The sequence below is a fragment of the Kocuria tytonicola genome (assembly GCF_003687175.1).
Taxonomy (GTDB): Bacteria; Actinomycetota; Actinomycetes; order Actinomycetales; family Micrococcaceae; genus Kocuria; species Kocuria tytonicola.
Genome location: NZ_RDEX01000003.1, coordinates 106722 through 129429 on the forward strand (window position 1 = coordinate 106722; position 22708 = coordinate 129429).

21 protein-coding genes are annotated in these 22708 nt (G+C 71.1%); 10 read left to right on the forward strand and 11 right to left on the reverse strand.

Annotated features, from left to right (window positions below):
* Positions 1–70 precede the first annotated feature (70 nt).
* The 7 genes from EAE32_RS10315 to EAE32_RS10345 all read left to right on the forward strand — a co-directional run bounded on the left by EAE32_RS10315 (position 71) and on the right by EAE32_RS10345 (position 7167).
* On the forward strand, positions 71–1363 hold the full coding sequence (locus EAE32_RS10315) for an acyl-CoA dehydrogenase family protein (protein WP_243635682.1): 1293 nt from the start codon (positions 71–73) through the stop codon (positions 1361–1363).
* Positions 1357–2694, forward strand: a complete 1338-nt coding sequence (locus tag EAE32_RS10320; protein WP_121845234.1) for a bifunctional PIG-L family deacetylase/class I SAM-dependent methyltransferase — start codon at positions 1357–1359, stop codon at positions 2692–2694. Before EAE32_RS10315 ends, EAE32_RS10320 begins: the two co-directional genes overlap by 7 nt.
* A complete protein-coding gene (locus tag EAE32_RS10325; RefSeq protein WP_121865099.1) occupies positions 2691–3506 on the forward strand; it encodes a glycosyltransferase family 2 protein in 816 nt (271 codons plus the stop codon). Before EAE32_RS10320 ends, EAE32_RS10325 begins: the two co-directional genes overlap by 4 nt.
* Positions 3507–3569: 63 nt before the next feature.
* On the forward strand, positions 3570–4034 hold the full coding sequence (locus EAE32_RS10330) for an SRPBCC family protein (RefSeq protein ID WP_121845236.1): 465 nt from the start codon (positions 3570–3572) through the stop codon (positions 4032–4034).
* A 285-nt stretch (positions 4035–4319) separates the two neighbouring features.
* Positions 4320–5555 carry an MFS transporter gene (locus EAE32_RS10335; protein WP_121865100.1) on the forward strand — a complete coding sequence of 412 codons (1236 nt, stop codon included), beginning with the start codon at positions 4320–4322 and terminating at the stop codon, positions 5553–5555.
* Between the two features lie 149 nt (positions 5556–5704).
* The gene (locus EAE32_RS10340) at positions 5705–5902 is read left to right on the forward strand and encodes a helix-turn-helix transcriptional regulator (protein ID WP_121865101.1); all 198 of its coding nucleotides are present in this window, start codon (positions 5705–5707) and stop codon (positions 5900–5902) included.
* Positions 5903–6072: 170 nt separating this feature from the next.
* Positions 6073–7167 carry a pyridoxal-phosphate-dependent aminotransferase family protein gene (locus EAE32_RS10345; RefSeq protein ID WP_121865102.1) on the forward strand — a complete coding sequence of 365 codons (1095 nt, stop codon included), beginning with the start codon at positions 6073–6075 and terminating at the stop codon, positions 7165–7167.
* A 73-nt stretch (positions 7168–7240) separates the two neighbouring features.
* Here EAE32_RS10345 and EAE32_RS10350 read toward each other — a convergent pair whose 3' ends face one another.
* The 5 genes from EAE32_RS10350 to EAE32_RS10370 form a co-directional block, all read right to left on the reverse strand.
* Positions 7241–7795 (reverse strand): type 1 glutamine amidotransferase domain-containing protein, encoded by a 555-nt coding sequence (locus EAE32_RS10350; protein WP_121865103.1) that lies wholly within the window; start codon positions 7793–7795, stop codon positions 7241–7243.
* 144 nt (positions 7796–7939) lie between these two features.
* On the reverse strand, positions 7940–8899 hold the full coding sequence (locus EAE32_RS10355; protein ID WP_121865104.1) for an aldo/keto reductase: 960 nt from the start codon (positions 8897–8899) through the stop codon (positions 7940–7942).
* A gap of 149 nt (positions 8900–9048) precedes the next feature.
* Positions 9049–9510, reverse strand: coding sequence for a peroxiredoxin (locus EAE32_RS10360; protein ID WP_121865105.1), 462 nt, complete (start codon positions 9508–9510; stop codon positions 9049–9051).
* Between the two features lie 90 nt (positions 9511–9600).
* Complete coding sequence (locus EAE32_RS10365; protein WP_121865106.1) at positions 9601–10560, reverse strand: hypothetical protein; 960 nt, start codon at positions 10558–10560, stop codon at positions 9601–9603.
* On the reverse strand, positions 10526–11191 hold the full coding sequence (locus tag EAE32_RS10370) for a TetR/AcrR family transcriptional regulator (RefSeq protein WP_121865107.1): 666 nt from the start codon (positions 11189–11191) through the stop codon (positions 10526–10528). Before EAE32_RS10370 ends, EAE32_RS10365 begins: the two co-directional genes overlap by 35 nt.
* A 180-nt stretch (positions 11192–11371) precedes the next feature.
* Between EAE32_RS10370 and EAE32_RS10375 the strand changes: the two genes are divergently transcribed.
* Positions 11372–13327, forward strand: a complete 1956-nt coding sequence (locus tag EAE32_RS10375; protein ID WP_121865108.1) for a primary-amine oxidase — start codon at positions 11372–11374, stop codon at positions 13325–13327.
* A gap of 159 nt (positions 13328–13486) precedes the next feature.
* Here EAE32_RS10375 and EAE32_RS10380 read toward each other — a convergent pair whose 3' ends face one another.
* The 6 genes from EAE32_RS10380 to EAE32_RS10405 form a co-directional block, all read right to left on the reverse strand.
* Positions 13487–14287 carry a class I SAM-dependent methyltransferase gene (locus tag EAE32_RS10380; RefSeq protein ID WP_121865109.1) on the reverse strand — a complete coding sequence of 267 codons (801 nt, stop codon included), beginning with the start codon at positions 14285–14287 and terminating at the stop codon, positions 13487–13489.
* A 185-nt stretch (positions 14288–14472) separates the two neighbouring features.
* Positions 14473–15402, reverse strand: a complete 930-nt coding sequence (locus tag EAE32_RS10385) for a GNAT family N-acetyltransferase (protein ID WP_121865110.1) — start codon at positions 15400–15402, stop codon at positions 14473–14475.
* Positions 15403–15519: 117 nt separating this feature from the next.
* Positions 15520–15726 carry a hypothetical protein gene (locus EAE32_RS10390; protein ID WP_121865111.1) on the reverse strand — a complete coding sequence of 69 codons (207 nt, stop codon included), beginning with the start codon at positions 15724–15726 and terminating at the stop codon, positions 15520–15522.
* Positions 15727–16058: 332 nt separating this feature from the next.
* Complete coding sequence (allB, locus tag EAE32_RS10395) at positions 16059–17411, reverse strand: allantoinase AllB (protein WP_279386932.1); 1353 nt, start codon at positions 17409–17411, stop codon at positions 16059–16061.
* A 556-nt stretch (positions 17412–17967) separates the two neighbouring features.
* Positions 17968–19098: a glycerate kinase gene (locus EAE32_RS10400; protein ID WP_121865112.1), complete on the reverse strand. Its 1131-nt coding sequence runs from the start codon at positions 19096–19098 to the stop codon at positions 17968–17970.
* Between the two features lie 134 nt (positions 19099–19232).
* Positions 19233–20018, reverse strand: a complete 786-nt coding sequence (locus EAE32_RS10405) for a hydroxypyruvate isomerase family protein (RefSeq protein WP_121865113.1) — start codon at positions 20016–20018, stop codon at positions 19233–19235.
* A gap of 366 nt (positions 20019–20384) precedes the next feature.
* Here EAE32_RS10405 and EAE32_RS10410 point away from each other — a divergent pair, with 366 nt between their 5' ends.
* Together EAE32_RS10410 and EAE32_RS10415 are read left to right on the forward strand one after the other, a co-directional pair.
* Positions 20385–21842, forward strand: coding sequence for an NCS1 family nucleobase:cation symporter-1 (locus EAE32_RS10410; protein ID WP_243635701.1), 1458 nt, complete (start codon positions 20385–20387; stop codon positions 21840–21842).
* 139 nt (positions 21843–21981) lie between these two features.
* Entirely contained in the window at positions 21982–22704 is a 723-nt protein-coding gene (locus tag EAE32_RS10415; protein WP_121865115.1) for an aspartate/glutamate racemase family protein, read from the forward strand.
* Positions 22705–22708: the final 4 nt, after the last annotated feature.

Consider the following 22708-nt stretch of genomic DNA (forward strand, 5'->3'; position numbering starts at 1 on the left):
CCCTCATCGTAGGTCCCGCCGAGAACCACCTTCGGGTGCAGCGCTGCGGGGTGGCACGCCACGTAGGCTGATGGTCGTGTCCGCGCATGCAGAGCTTCCCCTCCCGCCGACCCCCGTGGCCGATCCGCAGGCCGTGCGGCATTTCGTCGACCACGCCCTGGACCGGGCCCGCGCTCTCGGCGCTGAGCTGCCCTGCCCCGGGGAGGGCCGCACCGCGGCGCTGTGGCGTGAGCTGAGCGCCCTGGGCCGCACCGACCTCGCGTACGCCCGGATCATCGAGCCGCACCTGGACGCCCTCGCGATCCTGCGCCAGGCCGGGCGCGAGGACCTCCTCACCCCGCGGGACACGTGGGCCGTGTGGGCTGCGGAGGGTCCCGGTGAGCCGCTGCTGGCCACGCCGACGCCGCCCGGCCGGGACCGTGCGCCGGGACAGGATCACACCACCCACCAGCGAAGCGCGGTGGGCCAGAGCGGTGCCCCGGGACAGAACGGTGACAGCGCGGCGTCGTCGTCCACCTGGACGCTGTCCGGCACCAAGCCGTGGTGCTCGCTCGCGGACTCCGTGACCCGCGCGGTCGTCACGGCGCACGTGACGGACGAGGACGGCGAGCGCACCGGGCACCGCCGCGCGTTCGTGGTCTCCACCGACCACCCCGGGTTCCGGCCCGCGCCCGTGGCGCAGTGGACCTCGCACGGGCTCGCGGAGGTCGTGACCGTGCCCGTGACCTTCGAGGACGTCGCGGCGCAGCCGCTCGGCAGCGACGAGTGGTACCTGACCCGGCCCGGTTTCGCGTGGGGCGGCATGGGAGTGGCTGCCGTGTGGCTGGGCGGCGCGCAGGCCGTCGCGGACCTGCTGTGGCGCCAGCTGCGCCACCCCCGCCGCCCCGTGGACGACGCCGCGCACACCGCCCTCGGGCAGCTGGACCTCACGCTCGGGACGGCCCGGGCGGTGCTGGAACGCGCCGCGGCGGCCGTGGACGGTGGCGACGCCGACGGGCAGGCCGGTGCCGCCTGGGCCCTGCGGGTGCGCCGCACCGTGGCCGACGCCGCCGAGACCGTGATCCGCGTGGTCTCCCGCGCCACGGGGCCGGGCCCGCTCACGGGGGACCCGGAGCACATCCGCCGCGTGGAGTCCCTGCAGGTCTACATCCGTCAGGACCACGCCGAGCGGGACACCGCCGCGCTGGGACGGGCCCTGCTGGCGCTCGCGGAGGATGCGGAGCAGGAGGGACAGGCCGCCCCCGCCCGGAGCCGGCCACAGACCACCGGCACCGGGACCGCGGGTGCGGGTCACCCCGATCCCGGGAGGACCGAGGGCGTTCCCCCGACCGGGCCTGCGCACCCCGAGGACACCCCGTGGTGACCTTCGACCACCGGGACCCCGGAACCCCCGAGGCGGACTGGGCACGCTGCGGTGCCCTGCACCGCGCACCGGAGCTGGAGCTCGCGGGCGTGGACCGCGCCGTCGTGTTCGCGGCCCATCCGGACGACGAGACGCTCGGCGCGGGCGGCACGGTGCACCGGCTCGTCCGGCAGGGCACCGAGGTGCGGGTGGTCGTGGCGACCCTGGGGGAGAACTCCCACCCGGACTCCACCACGTTCACGCCGCAGCAGCTGGCGGCCCTGCGCCGCGAAGAGATGGCCGCTGCGGTGCATGCGCTGACCGGGGAGGGCACGAGCCCGGTCTTTCTCTCCCTCGCGGACGGTGCGCTCACCGAGGAGCAGCTGCGGGAGCCCGTGGCAGAGCACCTGGCGTGGGTGGAGCAGGGGGAGAAGCCCCTGGCGGTCTGCACGTGGGAGCGGGACGGGCACACCGACCACGAGGTGCTCGCCCGCACGGTGGCCCGCGCCGCCGGGGCCCGGGGCGTGCGCTGCGTGCAGTACCCCGTCTGGTACTGGCACTGGGGCTCGCCCTCCCGCCTGCCCCGCGGCCTGGTGCGCGTTCCGCTCGGGGACGCGGACCGGCGGGCCAAGAAGGACGCCCTGGCCCACCACGTCACGCAGGTGCGCCCCCTCTCGCAGCGCCCGGGGGACGAGGTGCTGCTGGGGGAGCACGTGCTGGCCCACTTCGCCCGGGACTCCGAGCACTTCGTGGTCTCCGCCCCGGACCAGGCGGCCGTGTTCGACCGCGTGCACTCCGACTCCGAGGACCCCTGGGCCGTGGACACCTCCTGGTACGAGCAGCGCAAGCGGGAGGTGCTCCTCGGCTGCCTGCCGCGCCCGCACTACGAGCGCGTGCTGGACCTCGGCTGCTCCACGGGGGCACTGACCGCGGCACTGGCGCGGCGAGCGGGGAGCGTGACCGCGGTGGACGCGAGCGACGTCGCCCTGCGTGCCGCCCGCGCCCGCCTGGACGACGACGCCGCCGCGAACGTCGAACTCGTGCGCGCCGTGCTGCCCGCGGGCTGGCGGGATGAGTGGGCTCCCCGGGACCTGATCGTGGTGAGCGAGATGGGGTACTTCTGCTCGCCCGAGCAGTGGGACGAGCTGCTGGAGCGCTGCGCTACTGCCTTGGACCCGGAGGGCCACCTGGTGCTGTGCCACTGGCGCCACCCCATCCAGGACTGGCCCCTGGACGGGGCGGACGTGCACCGCGAGGCGCGCCGCCGCCCGGACCTGCGGCGCGTGGTGAGCCACCGGGAACGGGACTTCGAGCTGGAGATCTTCGAACCCGTGCCGCGGGAGCAGGGATGATCCGGCGGGTCGCGGTGGTGGTCCCGGCCTGCAACGAGGAGGAGCGGGTGGGGCGGTGCATGGCGTCCGTGGCCGCGGCGGTCGCCCACCTGCGTGCCGGCTCGCCGGTGGAACCGCCGAGCGTGGACGTGGTGCTCGCCGCGGACTCGTGCACCGACCGGACGGTGGAGCGGGCGTGGGCGGCCTGGGGGGCGTCGTGCCTGCCGGAGGGCGCCGCACGACTGGGCGTGCTGAGCGGGCAGTGGCGCAGCGCAGGCGGTGCGCGGGCCGCGGCGGCGCGGCACGCGCTCGCGGCGAGCCCGCGCCCCGGGTGGATCGCCTCCACGGACGCGGACACCGCCGTCCCGCCCCACTGGCTCAGCCACCAGCTGGAACGTGCGGCGCACGGGGTGGACGCCGTGCTCGGAACCGTGGAGCCGGATCCCGCGGAGTGCCCCGAGGCGGTCTACCGGCTGTGGCAGAGCGAGCACACCCTCGCGGAGGGGCATCCGCACATCCACGCCGCGAACATGGGCGTGCGCGCGCAGAGCTACGAGCGGGCGGGCGGGTTCCCCCCGCTGGAGTGCAGCGAGGACGAGGCACTCGTGGCGGGTCTGCACCACACGGGCGCGCGGGTGGAGGCCACGGACCGGATCCGCGCCATCACCTCCGCGCGGCTCGAGGGGCGGGCGGAACTCGGATTCGCCCACCACCTGCTGAGCCTCGCGCACCTGGCCGGGCAGCCGATCCCGACCCCGGATGCCGGGGTCTCGGCGGGGGCTGCGGAGCGCGGGCGTGGTCCCCGGCACTTCGCCCCTCGCGGAAACGCTTGAACCCCCACCCCCGGTCCTGACTACCGTGGACACGAACGCACCAACGACACGGGAGGTACTTTCGTGAAAGCCACGCACATCGACGCCAGCCGCCTCATCGACGCCCCGGCCAAGGACATCTTCGAGGTCCTGACCCTGCCCGCCAAGCACGCGCAGATCGACGGCTCCGGGACCGTGGTCTCCGGCACCGACCAGCGCATCCAGAAGGTCGGGGACGTGTTCGTGATGAACATGAACGCCGAGAAGATGGGCGGCGACTACACCATGGACAACCACGTCACCGGCTTCGAGCACGACAAGCTCCTCGCCTGGAAGCCCTGCCCGCAGGGCACCTCCGTGGAGGACAACGGCTGGGAGTGGATGTACGAGCTGCAGCCCGAGGGCTCGGACCGCACCACCGTGACGCTCACCTACTCGTGGGAGCACGCCAACCCGGCCATCCTCAAGAAGCTGAGCTTCCCGGTCTTCGACACGGACGTCCTCAAGGACTCCCTCGAGAAGCTCGCCGCGGCCGTCTCGGGTTCCTGACCCGCCCGCGGGGCTCGCGTCCCGCACGCAGGCACGTTCGCCCGCGTCCTCCTCCGGGAGGGCGCGGGCGTCGTCGTGTGCGGGTGGTTGCGTTGCCGGGCGACCCGAGCCCGGGTGCGCCGGTGGACGACGCCGCTGGGCCCACCACCGTGGGGCCGGTCGCGGCCAGCGCGTGGGAGCCGTCTCGGACCGGCGTAGCCTGGCCGGGGCCGCGCACACGGTGCGGCCGGGCCGGGCGGCGCACGATCCCGGGCCGCACAGGAGCCGCAGCAGGAGGGCCCGGGCATGGCATCGTCACGCAACGTGTGGGAGGGCTACGACAGGGGCAGCTCCGGCTACCGGCGCATCCTCGTGGCGCTGCTGTGCGCGGGGGTGGCCACCTTCGCGCAGCTGTACTCGGTGCAGGGCGTGCTGCCCATCATGGCCGAGAACCTGGGAGTTGACGCGGCCCAGTCCGCACTCGCGGTCTCCGCGGCCACCCTGGGCCTCGCCGTGGGGGTGATCCCGTGGTCCCTCGTCTCGGACCGCTGGGGACGACGCCGCGCGATGGTCGCCGCGGTCTCCGCCGCCACGTGCCTTGGCATCGTCATGGGGTTCATGCCCACGTTCGAGTCCCTCGTGGCTTTGCGTTTCGTGGAGGGCGTGGCGCTCGGGGGAATCCCCGCGGTGGCCATGGCCTACCTCTCCGAAGAGGTCAATCCGCGCTACGGCGCCGTGGCCGCCGGCACCTACATCTCCGGGACGAGCCTGGGTGGTCTCTCGGGGCGCATTGTCGCCGCCCCCGTGGCGGACTTCTTCGGCTGGCGGGTGGGCACGTCCGTCGTCGCGGTGATGGCCGCCGTGGCGGCCATCGTGTTCATCCTGCTGGCCCCACGGCAGCGCGGCTTCACGCCGCAGCCCGTGCGCATCACCGGGGAGCCCGGGCTGCTCGACCACCTGGGGCACAACCTCCGGGACCGGCGGCTGCTCACCCTGTACCTGCAGGGGTTCCTGCTCATGGGCGGTTTCGTGGCGGTCTACAACTACATCGGCTTCCACCTGGGGGAGGAGCCGTTCCACGTCCCGCAGAGCGTGATCTCGGTGCTGTTCCTGGCCTACCTCTCCGGCACGTGGTCCTCCGCGAAGGCCGGAGGCCTGGCGATCCGGCGCGGCAGGAAGCCCGTACTGATCGGCTCCGCACTGATCATGCTCGCCGGCCTGCTCCTGACCGCCGTCCCGTGTCTGCCCGCGATCGTCGTGGGGCTGCTGGTCTTCACCGCCGGGTTCTTCGCCGCGCACTCCGTGGCCAACGGGTGGGTCCCAGCCCTCGCAACGGAGGGTCGCGCCCAGGCGTCGTCGCTGTACACGCTGCTCTACTACGGCGGTTCGGCGGTGCTCGGCTACGCGGTGGGGGTGCCCTTCACCGCCGCCGGGTGGAACGGGGCGGTGCTGTGCATTGCGGGACTCATCGCCGTTGCCGTCGCTCTCGCGGCGACCTTCCTCCCTGGGGAGCGTGTCCGCGGGGGCGCAGGTGGTGAATAGGCAGGAACGTGCCGTTTGCCGGGGTGATCCCCTCCCTGCAGCTGGTTTCGACCCTTTTCGGCAGGATCTTGCCGTTTCCAGGATGCTCGGGAGAGCATCAGGGATGCGGGCGCCCAGACCGGCAAGATCATGCCTGAGAGGGGAGCGAGATGGATGACGGCATCGCACTGGGCCGTGCCCTGCGTTCGGCCCGGACGTGCCTGGGCCTCACCCAGCGAGATCTGGCAGAACTCGCGGGCGTCTCGGAGCGGACGGTGAGGTCCCTTGAGACGGCCACGGGCAATCCCTCGGTGGGAGCACTCATGAGTGTGGCAAACGCGGTCGGTCTGCACCTGGAGCTCAGGTGAGCCCCGTCAGGCAGGGGATGGGGAACTGCCGCTGAACGGGCCCCGCGAATCGCCCCTGATGTGATCTGCATCTACCCTGGGACAGGACCCTGCACGCCACCGCGCGCCCACGTTCCCCGAAGCCACCCGTACGAGGTCCAGGACGGGCGGCGCAGTCTAGGAGAGACCCCATGAGCGACATCCTCACCGTCCGCCACCTGTTCGGCCCCGGCCCCACCAACCCGTACCCGGAGGCCACCGAGGCGCTGGCCCGCCCGCTGCTGGGCCACCTGGACCCCCAGTTCCTGGCCGTCATGGACAGCGCGTGCGACGGTCTGCGGAAGGTGTGGGGCACCGAGAACCGCCGCACGCTGCCGCTCTCGGCCACGGGCTCCGCGGGCATGGAGGCCGCGTTCGTGAACTTCGTGAACCCGGGGGATCCCGTGGTGATCGCGGTCAACGGCCTGTTCGGGGAGCGCATGTGCGACGTCGCCGAGCGCTGCGGTGCCGAGGTCACCCGCGTGGACTTCCCGTTCGGTGAGCCCGTGGATGCCCAGAAGGTTGCCGCCGCCCACCCCGCACCGAAGATCATTGCCGCGGTGCACGCGGAGACCTCCACGGGCGTCCGCTCGGACATCGCCGCCCTGGGTGCGGTGAAGGGTGACGCCCTGCTGCTCGTGGACGCCGTGACCTCCATCGGCGGCATTGAGCTCAAGGCGGACGAGTGGGGGATCGACATCGGTTACGCCGGCACCCAGAAGTGCCTGGGCGTGGCCCCCGGTCTGGCGCCGTTCACCGTCTCGGACCGCGCGTGGGAGCGCCGCGTGGAGAAGCCCCGCTCGTGGTACCTGGACCTCGGCATGCTCGGCGGCTACGTGGGGGAGGCCTCCGGAGCCACCCGCACCTACCACCACACCGCGCCCGTGGCGATGGTCGCCTCCCTGGAGGCCGGTCTGCGCCGCGTGCTGGCGGAGGGGCTCGACGCCGTCCGCGCCCGCCACGAGGCCGCGGGCCGGGCGCTGCAGGACGGTCTGGAGGAGATGGGCCTCGAGCTGTTCGCCCGCGAGGGCCACCGGTTGCCGGAGCTCACCACGGTGAAGGTCCCCGAGGGTGTGGACTCGGCGGCCGTGCGCAAGGAACTGCTGGAGACCTACAACATCGAGATCGGCCCCGGCGTGAAGGAGTACGCGAGCACTGTGTGGCGCATCGGCCTCATGGGCCCGAACGCGTGCCCCGAGTCGGTGACCCTCATCCTCGGCGCGCTGAAGAACGTGCTGGGCCGCTGACCCGACCCCACGAGAACGGCGGGCCCCACCTCCACGGTGGGGCCCGCCGTCGTCGTGCGGTGCGCGTGGCGGATCAGGCCGTGAGCTGGTCCTCGATGGCGCCCACGAACGCGTCCAGGTCACCGGGGTTGCGGGAGGTGATGAGCGTCCAGCCGTTGGCGGGGCACACCTTCACCTGCTCGTCCACCCAGTTGCCGCCGGCGTTGACGACGTCCGTCCGCACCGACTGGTAGGAGGTCAGGGTCTTGCCGTCCACCAGGCCGGTCTCCACGAGCAGCCACGGGCCGTGGCAGATGGAGGCCACCGGGCGCCCGGAGGAGGCGAAGGCCTTGGCGATCTTCTGGGCGTCCTCGTCCAGGCGCAGGGAGTCGGCGTTCAGGGTGCCGCCGGGCAGCAGCAGGAGGTCGTAGTCGGAATCGTCCACCGAGGAGATGGTGGCGTCCACGGGGAACGTCTCGCCCAGGTCCCAGTCGCCCACGAGGGACTTCACCTCGCCGGACTCGGGGGCGGCCACGGTGACCTCGGCACCGGCCGCACGCAGCTTCTGCGCGGGCACCTTCAACTCGTCCTGCTCCACGCCCTGGTTGTTCACCAGAACGAGAATCTTCTTGCCGGACAGTTCAGCCATTGTCGAGAATCCTTTCTATCGGGTGATGCTTCCACTCTGGCACCGCGGCACTTTCCTCGGCAAGGGTGTCCCCGCCGGTTCCGCTGTCAGCGACACGATCACGACGCCGCCGCGCGATGTCCGCTGCGTGCCGCCGGCGTCCCCTCACGCGAAGGGCTGCGACGCCCGGTCCAGTGCGGCGACGTCGTCCGCGCTCAGGTGCAGTGCGGGCGCCGCCACCAGCGAGGTCAGCTGCGAGGCGGAGGACGCGGAGGCGATGGGGGTGGTGACGCCCTTGGCGAGCAGCCACGCCAGGGCCACGGTGGCCGGCTCGGCACGGTGCCGGTCCGCCACGGAGACCAGTTCCTCCACCACCGCGAGACCCTCGGGGGAGACGTACTCCCGGGCCATCTGCTCGCGGGCCGCTCCCTCGAGGTCCTCGGCGGTGCGGTACTTGCCCGTGAGGAAGCCGGAGGCCAGGGCGAAGTAGGGGAACACGGCGGCGTCGTGCTCCCGGGCGATCGCGGCGTAGTCCCGCTCGAACTCGCGGCGGTGCACCAGGTTGTACTGCGGCTGGATGGCCGCGGGCACCGCCATGCCGCGCTCGCGGGCCACCGTGAAGAACTCGCGCATGCGCTGCGGCGAGTAGTTGGACAGCCCCACCGCGTGCACGCGGCCGGAGTCCACGAGCTCGTGGAAGGTCTCCACCTGCTGCTCGACGGGCGTGTCCTCGTCGTCATAGTGCGCGTAGTAGAGGTCCACGTAGCCGGTCTGCAGCCGGTCCAGGGAGGCGTCCAGTGCGGCGTTGACGGTCTCCCGAGAGAGGCCCTTGAACTCGGGGTGCGCGCCCACCTTGGTGGCGATCACCAGCGAGTCGCGGGTGCCGCGCGCGGCCAGCCAGTTGCCCAGCACGGTCTCCGACTCCCCGCCCGTGTGGCCCGGGACCCACGCGGAGTACACGTCCGCGGTGTCCACGAAGTTGCCGCCGGCGGCGGTGAAGGCGTCCAGGACGTCGAAGGACTCCTGCTCGTCACTGGTCCAGCCGAACGTGTTGCCGCCCAGGTTCAGCGGGAAGATCTCCTGATCTATGCCCCGGATGCGGGCCGAGGGCGTGTGCGCGGCCATGGTGAACCTCCTGTGGTGGTGGTGTGGCCGCGCGGTCGATCGCGCGACCCTGTCCCCGTTTTCGACCGTAGCACTTTCTCCGGCAAGCAAAGAGGCCGGCCGGTGCCGCGGCCCGACCGCCGGGCCGCGGGGCCCGTCGTTCGGTCCGCTCAGGAGGCCTCGGAGAACTCCTCGACCAGCCGGGCCACGTGACCCTGGGCGGCCACCCGGTACTCGGAGCGCGTGAGGGTGCCGTCCGTGCCGATCACGAACGTGGAGCGCAGCGGACCCTCGGAGGTCTCGCCGTTGACCGTGCGCTCACCCCAGGCGCCCCAGGCCCGGGCGGCCGCGTGGTCCGGGTCCGAGAGCAGGGTGTAGGGCAGCTGGTACTCGGTGACGAAGCGCGCGAGCTCGGCCGGATCGTCCCCTGATACCCCGTAGACGTCGTAGCCCCGGGCCTGCAGCGCACCCAGGTTGTCCCGGAAGTCGCAGGCCTGCGTGGTGCATCCCGGGGTGAACGCCCTGGGGTAGAAGTAGACCACCGCGCCGCGCTCGCGCTGCTGCGCGAGGTCCACGGTGCGGCCGTCGTGGGCGGTCAGCTGCAGGGCGGGCGCGGGATCTCCGGCGGACAGTTCGTGCGACGTGGCATCTCCTTCGAGGCTGGGTGTTCCTCCTGGACCATAGCGCGCACCGCGGGCGGTCGGAACAGCTCCCGGGGCGGTTCAGCGCACCTGCTCCTGGATGATCGCGATCTTCTGCCACACCTTGCGCGCCATGTCCGATGTGAGGGTCTCGATGCCCTCCACGGCGTCCAGCACGTCCCCGTCCGTGGTGTCCTCCGCGAACAGCGCCGCCGTTTCGCCCACGAGCGAGAGCATCTCCGTGCAGTAGTCCAGGTACTGGGTCATCTCGGAGCGGGTCATCTGCAGCTCCCCGCCGCGCTCGTCCCCTGTGGCCGGAGACTCCGTGCCGGCCAGGTCCGCACTCACCGACGGCGCGGCTCTTCTGCCTCCACTCGTATCCGGTGATGCCGTGCCGGGATCCTCCGCCCCCGACGACGCCGCCGCTCCGCCGCCCCGCGCGGGACCGGCACCTGCCTGGCGGGGATGCGCGGGCGACGTCGTGCCCCCGGTTCCCGGCGCGGAACCCGGCAGCCGCTCCGGGACCTTGACGAGCTGGTGCATGTCGATCACGTGGGCGAGCGAGCGCAGCCGGTGCAGCACGCGCAGCACGCGCGCCCGCTCCATCCGCTGCGGCACCGCGATGAGGAAGAAGATGGCGATGCCCGCGAAGACGAGATCGTTGACCACCGTCTCCAGCAGCGGCAGCCAGTCCACCGGGCCGAGCGACTCCGGATTGGACCAGATGCTCGCGGCGGCCAGTGCAATGGCGGTGCCGAAGACCAGCAGCACCGCCAGGACACCGAGGCGCGAGAGCAGGCGGGCAGAGCGGATCCGGCGCCTGCTGATGCCGCCGCCCTCCACGACCTCGTCCACGAGGGCGATCAGCTCACCGCCCACCTCCCACAGGCTGCGCCGGGGGAAGCGGGCGTAGACCCGCCGCTGCAGGGTGGCCGCGGAACCGCGGACCGCCGCACTGTCGAGGCGCTGGTACCGGCTGCCCGCCGGGGGTCCGTCGTCGTGGTCGTCAGGCCGTGCGGGAAGTGGGCGAGGAGAGCGCATCACAGCAGGGTACGCGAGCGGTGCCGGGCCCGTTCCTGCGGCCGGCGCGCAGCAGATCCAACTGCGCATGCAGTTGCCGTTCCAGGTGGGCGGGGGAGCCGTTGTGCATACCCAGCGCGGCGGCCGCCTGCGTACCCAGCAGGTACGTCAAGAGAGCGTCACCCCGGGCGGCGAGGTCGAATCCGTCGGCCACTTGTCCTGCCTCACGGGCTTGAGCGAGCCAGCGGCTGATCGAGTCACGCCACTGCTTCATGAACCGCTGGTTGTGCTCCGCTCTCGTGGGATCATGGGCGGCTTCCTGCCAGAACGTCAGGACTACGCGGGCTTCGTCCAGACGCTCGGTATCCAGGGGCATGACCTCACGGCAGAACACCTCCAGGGCCGCCAGGCCGGTGAGGCCGCCCGTGGCCTGGACGACACGTTCGTTGGTCTGCTGGAACACGAAGGTGTAGGTGGCGTCAATGAGGTCGGCCTTGGTGGGGAAGTACGGTTTCAGGGCCCCGTTTGCGTATCCGGCTTCTGCGGACACCTGCCGCATGGTCATTCCGGACGCGCCGTCTCGGGCCAGAACACGCCACACGGCGCGCACCAGTTCCTGCTTGCGGGACGCATGGTTCACCAGTTTGGGCAAGAGGTTGCCTTCCTCGATTGGGACCAGGAAGTCGGTCGCTAAGGGTTTCTCGGGGTCCCCGAGGGTTGTTGCACGGTGCATTCAAATCTAATCTCTACAAATGTAGAACTAAAACGTGACCCGAAACACAAACCCATGGTCATGCTCGGCCGGCCATCCGGCGCCACGAAAGGATCCACCATGTCCCTCGACGATGCCACCACCCACAGCACCCCTGCTTACGCACTGCAGACCCCCGAGGAGATTCGCGTGGTGCGCGAGGTTCTGGGGGAGGCGGGGCACTTCCCGGACAGTGCCCGCATGGCGTACCTGGGCCTGGTGGAGCCGGCTCGGGGCACACCCGTGGATGCCCCCGCCAATCGTAGGTTCCGCGTGTTCCTGCTCGATACTGCGGGGGGATCTCCCAAGGACGCCGTCGTCTCCGCGACGAATCGCACCATTGAGAGCCTGGTGGAACTGGACACCTCCGTAACCGGTGAACCGCCGGTGCTCGAGGAAGAGTTCGAGGTGGTCGAGCAGATCCTCGCTACGGACGAACGCTGGCTTGAAGCACTGGAGAAGCGCAATCTCGACGTGGCGAAGGTGCGCGTGGCACCGCTGTCCGCGGGGGTGTTCGAGTACCCGGAGGAGAAGGGGCGACGCATGCTGCGCGGCCTGGCGTTCTACCAGGAAAAAGCAGATGCCCCCGCGTGGGGGCAGCCCATCGACGGCCTGGTGGCCTACGTGGACGTCACCAACAAGACCGTCGATCAGGTGCTGGACCTGGAACTGGTGCCGATCCCGGAGGAGAGTGGGGACTACACGGACCCGGAACTGACCGGTCCCGTGCGCACCACCCAGAAGCCCATCGAAATCACGCAACCGGAGGGCCCGTCCTTCACCGTGACCGGCGGCAACCATGTGGAGTGGGAGAAGTGGAGCCTGGACGTGGGCTTCGACATGCGTGAAGGCCTGGTGCTGCACAACATTGCGTTCGAGGACAAGGGTGAGAAACGCAGGATCTTGGACCGCGCGGCCATTGCCGAGATGATGGTGCCCTACGGGGATCCCTCCCCGGTGCGCTCGTGGCAGAACTATTTCGACACCGGCGAGTACCTGGTTGGTCAGTGGGCCAACTCCCTGGAACTCGGTTGCGACTGCCTGGGCGACATCACCTACCTGTCCCCCACCGTGGTCACCGGGCGCGGCGAACCGCGCGAGATCACCAACGGCATCTGCATGCACGAGGAGGACTGGTCCATCCTCTCCAAGCACACGGACCTGTGGAGCGGGGTGGCCTACACGCGCCGCAACCGCCGCCTGGTGATCTCCTTCTTCACCACCGTGGGCAACTACGACTACGGCTTCTACTGGTACCTCTACCTGGACGGCACCATCGAGTTCGAGGCCAAGGCGACCGGCGTGGTCTTCACCTCCGCCCTGCCGAACGGCTCCACGGACTTCGCGTCCGAGATCGCGCCGGGGCTGGGCGCGCCGTTCCACCAGCACCTGTTCTCGGCGCGCCTGGACTTCGCGCTCGACGGCGGTCCCTGCCGCGTGGAGGAGGAGGACGCCGTGCGCGTGCCCCTGTCCTCGGACGTGAACCCGCGCGGCAACGCGTTCACGCGCAAGCGCACCGTGCTGGCGACCGAGAAGGAGGCCATGCGGGACGCCGACGCCGCCGTGGGCCGCACCTGGGTGGTCTCCAGCGCCGAGCACACCAACCGCCTGGGCCACCCGGTCGCGTACAAGCTGCACCCGGAGGGCGGCCCCACCATGCTGGCTTCGGAGGAGTCCTCCGTGCACCGCCGCGCCACGTTCGCTACAAAGGCTCTGTGGGTGACCCCGTACGCGGAGTCCGAGCAGTACCCCACCGGTGACTTCCCCAATCAGCATGCGGGCAACGGCGGTCTGCCGGAGTGGACCACGCAGGACCGGGACGTGGACGGCAAGGATATCGTCGTGTGGCACACCTTCGGGCTCACCCACTTCCCACGGATTGAGGACTGGCCGATCATGCCGGTGGACACTGTGGGCTTCAAGCTTCGCCCCGAGGGCTTCTTCGACCGATCCCCGGTCCTGGACGTCCCCGCCCCGAAGAAGGGCCACTGCTGCGAGGGCGAGCAGGAGCAGTCCTCCTCCTGCTGCGAGTCGTAGGACCACTCACGTCGGCGCGTGCCGGTAGCGCGTGAGCAAGGCGCCCACCCTTGGCGGGGTGGGCGCCTCGTCCGTCTCCCGACGACGTCGTGCCCGGCCTGTGTGGGGCAGGTGCGGCGCGGCGTCGTCGAGACTGGGCAGGGCCTTCCCGCTGCTGGGTCAGAGCGAGGACGGCCGGGCGATGATCTCCCCGTGGGGCATGCAGAACCAGGCGTCGGGGGAGTGGCCCCAGTCTTGCCAGGCGACGGCGATCTGCTCGACCTCCGCGGGGGAGAGGCCCTGTTCCCGCGCTCGGTCGGTGAAGCCCGAGGTGCGGACGCGCTCGGCCTGGGAACCGCCCCACCAGCGGGTCGACTCGGGGGTCGCGTAGGTCCACGTGGAGGACTGGGCGGTCTCGACGTCGAGCCCCGCCTCGTGCGCCCAGGCCCGCAGCCGCCGTCCGGCATCCGGTTCGCCGCCCAGAGCCCGGGCGCTCGCGCAGTACGTCTCCCGCCACCGGTCGAGACCCGCGCTCTCGGGGTACCAGACCATGGCGCCGTAGTCGGCGTCGCGGCACGCGATGATCCCGTCCTCGGTGCAGTAGCCCGCCATCGCGCGCAGCGCCGCCACGGGGTCGGGAACGTGCTGGAGCACCTGGTGGGCGTGGACCACGTCGAAGGAACCGGGCTTGACGTCCACGGTGAAGAAGTCGGAGGCGAGGAACGTGGTGGTCGTGTCCGCCCGCGTCCGCGCGTTCTCACGCGCCGCGGCGACGGCCTCCTCGGAGAAGTCCACGCCCACCACCTGACCGGTGGGGCCCACTAGCTCCGCCAGGTCCAGGACTCGCATCCCGGGATGCAGCCGGTCGAGGAAGTAGGCGCAGCTGGTCGCGGCCGTCCGTGTTCCGTGGGAGGCGAGGACCGCCGGCTGGTGGCCGTGGCTGTAGCGGAGAGGCGGCGCGGAATCGGACGGGGTGGTCATGAGGGAACGGTAGAGCGAGGGCGGGAGCGGGAAAAGGCGAGGTCGCATGGTGAGACGAGCTGGTGCAACCACTGGCGCCTCAGACACGCTGGCGTGTTATCTGGCGCTTGGGGCGAGCTTCACTAGATGTCCTGACCGGAGACGTTGATCGAGCTGCCAGCGGCATGGCCGGACGGTTAGTCCCGTCAGCGTTCCAGGTCGATCCGTGTCTCGGTGCATCGATATCCGGCACGCAGGAAGGCGGCAGTCATGGGTTTGTTCACGGCGTCGGTGGTTGCAGTGATCCGCTGCGTTCCAGCGGCGGCATGGAAGGCGGTGATGTACGCGAGCAGATCGTCGACGTATCCGTTCCCGCGGTGCTCGGGCATCACGGCGAGGTAGCCGACGTTGCGGTTCGTTGGCGTGGCGGATGGGATGGCAACCCCTACAACGTCGCCCTTCTGGTCGAACGCGACGCGCCACCAGGAGCGGTCGCCGGGGCAGGAGCGGTAATAGTCGACCTCGTCCCGTGCCAGTCCCAGCGCGTCCATGGCGGCTAGCTCGCGTCGAGTCATGACGTCCAGCGACCCGCGTGCGGCGCGCGCGAACAAGGTGATGAATGTTTCGTCGACCGCCTCTTCGAAACGTAGTCGCAGACTTGGCTGTGGCACGGAAGTGCCTTGATCCCACTGGAACTGGTGCCGCTCGTTGCTTTGGCCAAGGCCCGCAGATGTTGCTACCGCGATCTTCGTATGGACATCACGGACCACGTCTATAGATTCGCGCCAGGTGACCGGGACACGCATGGTGTGCGGCAAGGGGGCAGCGATGTCTTGACCTGCCAGGGCGGCATGGCCGCGTTCGAGAAGCGCGCCGAGGACGGTGCCCGGCTCGGGGTGGCCGGGGACGACATCCCAGACGTCGAGGGCGATGGGGGCGCGTTCGTCTCGCCCCCACCACAGAGCTCGACCGACGAGTCTGTCGTCGTCGTCGATGGCGACCTGCGACCACCGAGGTTGTAGTCGTCCGGCAGAGATCTCGTCCTCGATGTGGGCGGAAGTCATCCCGACTCCGGGTGTCGACTTCATGCGCGCGGCCTGCTGGAATAGCTCCGTCGTCGGTTCTTCGATCCTCATGCACCAGATCCTCCCATTTACTTGTGGCGGATCGTCAGCGGATTTTCTACTGCGGGGGTCGCAATCGGTAGGCCCTGCAGCGACCTGTCATCGACATGACCGCGCTGTGCCGACCGCTCAATCAGCCTCCCTGGCCAGCACAACTAGAACGATGCAGACCACCGCGATGACGATGGTGGTGAGCGGAAAGAACAGGCCGGATGTGGTTCCCGCCGAGAGCTTCAAGTCCGTGCCCACGATGCTGACCAGAATTGCGAACGCGCCAGCGATGTAGACGAACGTCTTGACCCCGTACTGCACCGTGCCGGTCTTTTTCTCGGCCATGACCGTTTCCTTCCCCATGGCGCCCCGGTGGGGCGGTTCCCCTTCGCTCATCGTGGCGGAGGGGAATTACTGCCGCAAGAGGCAGTTCAGGTGTCAACTAGTTGACGAGGTGCGCTGCCCACCCCTTGCTGTGCCGTGGCTCGACTGCGGACCGTGATGTGGACATGCGGGACCTCGCGCAGAAACTGAACGCACACTATGTCGTCGCGGGCGAGGAATAGCCCGGCGAACGCGTGAGACGGGGCGGGCCTGGAACCGACCCGCCCCCGGCTCCCGGAAACGGCGGCCCCAGGGGGCGTGCCCCGCCGCGAAGGCGGGGCACGGCGTCGTCGTCAGGCCTGGCCGCGGCCGAGCAGGCGGCCCGTGGGGGTCTCGTAGTCCACCTCGCGCCCGCCCACGAATGTCGTGCGGACCTTCCCGGAGAGCACCTTGCCCTGGTAGGGGGTGATGGGGTTCTTGTGGTTCAGGCGCTGGGCGTCCACCACATAGCTCTCGTCCTGGGCGAAGACGGCCATGTCCGCGTCGTAGCCCAGGGACAGCCTGCCCTTGCCGCGCAGGCCCACACGTTCGGCCGGGCGCGTGGCCATCCACCGCACCACGCGCTCGAGCCCGACCCCGCGGCGTCGTGCCTCCGTCCAGATCAAGGACAGGCCCAGCTGCAGCGACGAGACGCCGCCCCACGCCACGCCGAAGTCCCCGTTGCCCAGGTCCTTGAGGTCGAGGGTGGAGGGGGAGTGGTCCGAGACGATGTAGTCGATGGTGCCGTCGATCAGCCCCTCCCACAGCTTCTCCCGGTTGGAGACCTCGCGCACCGGCGGGCAGCACTTGAACGCGGTGGCGCCGTCCGGGATCTCCTCGGAGAGCAGCGTGAGGTAGTGCGGGCAGGTCTCCACGGTGATGTCCAGACCGTCGTTCTTCGCGGAGCGGATCATGGGGATCGCGTCCGAGGAGGACAGGTGTAGGATGTGCGAGCGTCCGCCGGTCCAGCGCGTGCGCTCGATGACCTCCGCGATCGCGATGTTCTCCGCACCGCGCGGGCGGGACTTCAGGAAGTTCTCGTACACGGCACCGTTGGGCTGCGGAGCGCGGTCGATGGTGCGGGAGTCCTCCGCGTGCACGATCAGCAGCGAGTCGAACGTCTTGACCTCCGCGAGCGCCTCCTCCATCTCGTCCGCCTCCAGGTGGGGGAACTCGTCCACGCCCGAGTGCAGCAGGAAGCACTTGAAGCCGAACACGCCGTCGTCGTGCAGGGGCCGCAGGTCCGCCTTGTTGCCGGGGATCGCGCCGCCCCAGAAGCCGATGTCCACGAACGCGTTCTGCTGCGCGAACAGCCGTTTGTACTCGAGGGCGGCCACGTTCACCGTGGCGGGCACGGAGTTCAGGGGCATGTCCACGATGGTGGTCACGCCGCCCGCCGCCGCCGCACGGGTGGCCGTGGCGAAGCCCTCCCACTCGGTGCGCCCGGGCTCGTTGACGTGCACGTGGGTGTCCACGAGGCCGGGGATCAGGGTCTCGTCGTCGGCGAGCTCCACGACCCGTGCGCCCTGCAACCCGGCGCCGAGTGGTTCGATCGCGGCGATCCTCCCGTCCCGCACGCCCACCTCGCGCGGCGCGAACCGGTCCCCGCACATCACGTTCTGCCCGCGCACCACGAGGTCGAACTCGCCGTCCTGGCGCCCGGTGATCCGCGCCTCCGTGGGCTCGTCGGCGTCCGCGAGCCGGTGCTCGGCCTTGTACTCGCGGATCAGCTCACGCACCCGTTCCGCACCGTTGACCTGCTGGGCCAGCTCGATCTGTGCGGCCCGTGCCGCCGCGACCTCGTCCCGCCGGTCGTCGGTCACGGCCCGCTGGGAGTTCTGCTGCGCGACTTTCCGCGGTGACCCGTCCAGCTCCGGGTTCGACGCCGCCTGGGCCACCTTCGCGCGCACCCGCTCGGTCGCGCGCTCCTCGTTGCGCTCCGGGTCCGTGGTGTCCGCCTCGGTCCCCGTCCCGGCTCCCGCGCCCTGTGGGCTCGCTTGTTTCTGGCCGGGGTGCGGCGCGTCGGCCACGGAGCCGGAGACCGCGGCGGGCTCGGCGGACGCGTCGCGGGCGGCGTCGTCGGCCGTGGACTGGGCGGAGGCCTTCTGGCGGGAATCGCGCTGCGGGGAGGCGTTCATGGGGTGGGTCCTTTCGGTGGCCGCGTGCGCGGGGCGCGCGGACTGCTCGTGGCCGGTGCGCGGCACGGGCCGGGGGTGGATCTGCTCAGTCCCAAACTAGGCGGTGACCCACCTCACGGAGGAGCCGAGGGGCCTCCCGCATGGACGTGTCGGCGTCCGGGGCGAGTGCGCGCAGCTCGTGGACCGCACTGAACCCGGTGGTGCGCAGGGTCTCGGGGTCCAGGGTGGTGCGCCCGCACACCGCCACCACGGGGACACCGTGGCGCTGCCCTACGCGCAGCACGCCCAGGGGCGTCTTGCCCCCGAGGCTCTGCTCGTCCAGGCTGCCCTCACCCGTCACGAGCAGGTCCGCCCCGGCCACGGCGGAGTCCAAGTCCACGAGGTCCAGGACCACGTCGATTCCCGGGCGGCGGGTGGCGCCCAGAACGGCCAGTGCCGCGTACCCCACGCCACCCGCGGCACCGGCGCCCGGTGCGGTGGCGGTGCGGAGGGCGGCGTCGCCGAGGGTCTCGGCTAGGCGGTCGCGGAAGGTGGCCAGGGCGGCGTCGAGCACATCCACGTCCTCCGGAGAGGCACCCTTCTGCGGGCCGAAGACGGCGGCCGCACCGCGCGGACCGGTGAGGGGGTTGTCCACGTCCGCCGCGAGCACGAACTCGGTGCGCGCCAGGGCCGGGTGCAGGCCGGCGACGTCCACCGTGGCGAGATCCGCGAGTGCCGCCCCGCCGTCCGGGAGGTCCCGTCCGCGGGCATCGAGCAGCCGCACGCCGAGGGCTGCCAGCATCCCCGCGCCGCCGTCCGTGCTCGCGCTGCCTCCCACGCCCAGGAGCACCCGGGTGCACCCCGCGTCGAGCGCGGCGGCCACGAGCTCTCCCGTGCCGCGGCTCGTGGCAGTGCGCGCGGCCAGGACGGGGCGGCCGTCCGTGTGGGGCAGTGCGGCAAGCCCGGAGGCCAGTGCCATCTCCACCACGGCCTCCTCCCCGCGCCGCGCCCAGGCCGCGGTGACGGGTGCGCCCACGGGGCCGGTGACGCGCAGCTCGTGCCGCTCGAAACCGGCACCGAGTGCGGCGTCCAGCGTGCCCTCGCCGCCGTCCGCCACGGGGAGGACGTCCACGTGTGCGTCCGGGCGGGCGTCCCGGATGCCCGCGGCGAGCTGGGACGCGGCCTCGTGGGCCGTCACGGAGCCCTTGAACTTGTCGGGTGCCACCACGATGCGCATGAGGGGTCTCCTCGGGTCTGGGGGGTTGATGAAGTGAGGGATGAGTGGTGTGCGGTCCGGTGCCTGGGCCTGCTGCCCGGCTCGCGGTGCGGGCGGTGGGTAGGTCTGCACCGGGACGCCCACGGCGACGCCGCTCAGCCGCGACCGCCGCGGGCCAGCCACGCGAACGGGTCCTCGCCCAGCGGCGCGTACTCCAGGGCCACGTCCCCGGCGTACCCGAGATCGCGTGCCCGGGAGACCCAGTGGAGCAGCGGGAGCTCGCCGGTGCCTGGTTCGTGGCGTCCCCGGGCGTCCGCGATCTGGATGTGCCCGAAGTCCGCGGCGTGGGCCTCGACGACCGCTGCGACGTCCTCGCCGTTCACGGCCAGGTGGTAGAAGTCCGCGAGCAGCTTCATGTTGTCCCGGTCCACCGCCTCGATCACGGCCAGGGCGTCCGCCGCGGTCTGCAACGGGTGGTCGGGCGCACCGGAAAGGGGCTCCAGCAGCACGACGCCGCCCAGCGGCGCCACGGCGTCCGCGGCCCACCGCAGGTTCTCGACCGCCAGGGCGTCCTGCTCCTCGTGGGGGACGCCCGGCAGGCGGTTGCCGTGGAGCGCGTTGAACGCCCGGCACCCCGTGGCACGGGCGATCTCCGCCACCGCAGCCACGTTGGCGCGGAACTCCTCGGAACGCCCGGGGTGGGAGAGCACCCCGCGTTCACCGGCGGCCATGTCCCCCGCGAAGAAGTTCAGACCGGTGAGCTGCACTCCGGCGTCCGCCAGGGCCGCCACGAAGGTGTCCACCTCGGTCCGCTCTGGGACGGGACCGGCAAAGGGCCACCAGAACTCGGCTCGGGAGAAACCAGCGGCCGCGACGGCGGTCACCTGCTCGCGGAGGGAGAGGTCCGGCCACATGATCGAGGCGTTGACGGTCCAGGTCATGGTGCTCCTTCCGCGTGGTTCCGGGCCCGTGTGCGGGCCCGGTCCGGGTGTGTCACAACCCCGTGCGGAGGGGCTCGGCGGGGCGGCGCACGCGAGTGCCACGGTGTGTCACTGTGATGCACGTCAACCGTACCTGTGAGATTCTGGCGCAGCACCCTGCGACGGTGTCTCACCCGGGGGCGGCGGAAGCCGTGCCGCGTGCATCGGCACCACGCGGGCGGGCGGGTGGCAGCGGTGCCGCCCGCCGCGACCGAGCAGACCGTGACCGAGCAAGGAGTGGACATGAATCCCAGGAACCTTCCCCGCACCTCGGAGGAGGCGGCCGGGCGCCCCGTGCTCGGGCGTGTGCCCGAGCCGCGTGTTCCCATGGAGCCGGCCCCGGACACGAGCGACAAGCTCTACAACGTGGACCTCGCACCCACCAGCCGCCACGGCCGAACGTGGAGCGCGTACAGCATCTTCACGCTGTGGGCCAACGACGTTCACTCGCTCGGCAACTACGGCTTCGCCATCGGGCTCTTCGCCCTGGGTCTCGGCGCCTGGCAGGTGCTCACCGCCCTGGGCGTGGGGGCGTTGCTGCTCTTCGTGCTGCTGTGCCTCTCCGGGTTCATGGGCTTCAAGACCGGCGTGCCGTACCCCGTGATGAGCCGGATCTCCTTCGGCGTGCACGGGGCGCAGCTGCCCGCCGCGATCCGCGGCATCGTGGCGATTGCGTGGTTCGGGATCCAGACGTACCTGGCGTCCGTGGTGCTGCGGGTCATGCTCATCGCCCTCGTCCCGTCCCTCGCGCCGCTGGACGAGAACAGCGTGCTGGGGCTGTCCACCCTGGGCTGGATCAGCTTCGTGGCCCTGTGGATCGTCCAGGTGGTCATTGTCTGCTACGGCATGGAGATGATCCGCAGGTACGAGGCCTTCGCCGGGCCCGTCATCCTCGTGACCATGGTGGCGCTCGCCGCGTGGATGCTCGCCCGGGTGGACTTCTCCATCGCGTGGAGCACCGACGATCCGCTGACCGGCAGTCAGATGTGGCTGCACATCCTGGGCGGCGGGGCGCTGTGGGTCTCCATCTACGGGACCTTCGTGCTGAACTTCTGCGACTTCACCCGCTCGGCCATGAGCCGCGGGGCGATCGTGCGCGGCAACTTCTGGGGCATCCCCGTCAACATGCTGCTGTTCGGGCTGATCGTGGTGTCCCTGGCGGGTGCCCAGTTCAAGCTGGACGGCACCGTGATCACCTCCCCGGCGGACATCGTGCAGACCATCCCGTCCACGCCGCTGCTGGTGCTGGCGTCCCTGGCCCTGCTGATCCTCACCGTGGCCGTGAACCTCATGGCGAACTTCGTGGCCCCCACCTACGCGCTGACCAACATGTTCCCGCGGCGGCTGAACTTCCAGAAGGCCGCCGTCCTCTCCGCGGTGATCGGGCTGGTGATCCTGCCGTGGAACCTCTACAACTCGCCCGTGGTGATCGTGTACTTCCTGGGTGGGCTCGGTGCGCTGCTCGGGCCCCTGTTCGGGATCATCATGGTGGACTACTGGCTCATCCGCCGGTCCAGGGTGAACGTCCCCCAGCTCTACGTGGACGCCCAGGACGGCGAGTACTTCTACCGTGGTGGCGTGAACCCCCGCGCGATCGCCGCGTTCGTTCCCGCCGCGCTCGCGTCCCTCGCGGTGGCGCTGCTGCCCGCCTTCCACGGGGCCAGCGAGTTCTCGTGGTTCATCGGCGCCGGCCTGGGCGCCCTGTGCTACCTGGTCACGGCCAGGAAGAAACCCGAGTACACGGACCAGCACGGCGAGGCCATCGCCGTGGCCACCACGCACTGACCTGTCCCGTTCCCCCTCCGCTCAGCGCCGCACGACGACGCCGCACGGTCGCCTCCCGGCCCGCCCACCCGGCTGCCGTCGCCCCGGAGGCGGCCCAGCGGCGTCGTACCCCAGAAACCGAACCCCAGGAGAAGATGACATGCGCATCCTGACCGTCAACGTGAACACCACGTCGTCCATGACCGAGTCGATCGCGGAGGCCGCCCGCGCCGTGGCCGAGCCCGGGGTGGAGGTCGTGGGGCTGACGCCCACGTTCGGGGCGCCGTCGTGCGAGGGGAACATGGAGTCCTACCTGGCCGCGGTGGGCGTGATGGACGCGGTGCTGGCCTACGACGAGCCGTTCGACGCCGTGATCCAGGCGGGATTCGGGGAACACGGCAGGGAAGGTCTGCAGGAGCTGCTCGAGCAGCCCGTCGTGGACATCACCGAGGCCGCCGCGGCCATGGCCACGTTCGTGGGCCGCAGCTACTCCGTGGTGACCACCCTGGACCGCACCGTGCCGCTCATCGAGGACCGGTTGCGGCTGGCCGGGCTCATGGAGCGCTGCGCCTCGGTGCGGGCCTCCAACACCTCGGTTCTGGACCTCGAGACGGACGAGCGCGCGGCGGTGCAGTCGATCGTGGACGAGGCGCAGCGGGCGGCCCGCGAGGACCGGGCGGAGGTGATCGTGCTCGGCTGCGGCGGGATGGCCGCGCTGGAACGGGAGGTGCGGGAGCAGTGTGGCGTGCCCGTGGTGGACGGGGTGGCCGCCGCCGTGACCGTGGCGCAGTCGCTCGTGCGGCTGGGGCTCACGACGTCCAAGTCCCGCACCTACGCGAGGCCGCTGCCCAAGAACCTGAAGGGCTTCCCGTTCGGGCGGTGACGAC